1 protein-coding gene is annotated in these 407 nt (G+C 74.0%); it reads left to right on the plus strand.

Annotated features, from left to right (window positions below; genetic code table 11):
• On the plus strand, positions 1 to 210 hold a 210-nt coding region (locus tag AC1DYK_RS36005; RefSeq protein WP_478170622.1), incomplete at its 5' end, for a hypothetical protein.
• Positions 211 to 407: the final 197 nt, after the last annotated feature.

The following is a 407-nucleotide window of genomic DNA, read 5'->3' on the forward strand; positions in this document are numbered from 1 at the left end:
ATCCAGGTGGTCAGCGGGCTCTGGTTCCGGGACCAGCGGCGGATGGACCGGAGCAGCTCCGACGGCGGTTCCCCGCCCTGGCGGGCGTTGCTGAGGCTGATCGCCTGTGGCCGCCGCTGGCTCTCGCCCGATGTGTACGGGAGCTTCGGAACGCCGGGGCACCATGCCTCGAAGCCGAAGGCCTCCGGCCCGCCGGGCGGCGCGTGGTGACGCCTCACCCTGATGCGTGCGTACGTCGTGGCCGGGGACTGCTTGGCGTGCGCCAGCATCGCGCCGAGCCCCAGCGGGTGCCCCGTCCGCGCCCCGTCAGGTACCGGCGTCCGCGGCGCAGGCAGTACCTGCCCCGCCAGCCGGCTGAGGCGCCGGATCGCGCCTGACGGCTCATTGAGCACGGATCACCGCCTCGT

This window comes from Variovorax sp. P2_H12 (genome assembly GCF_056403395.1).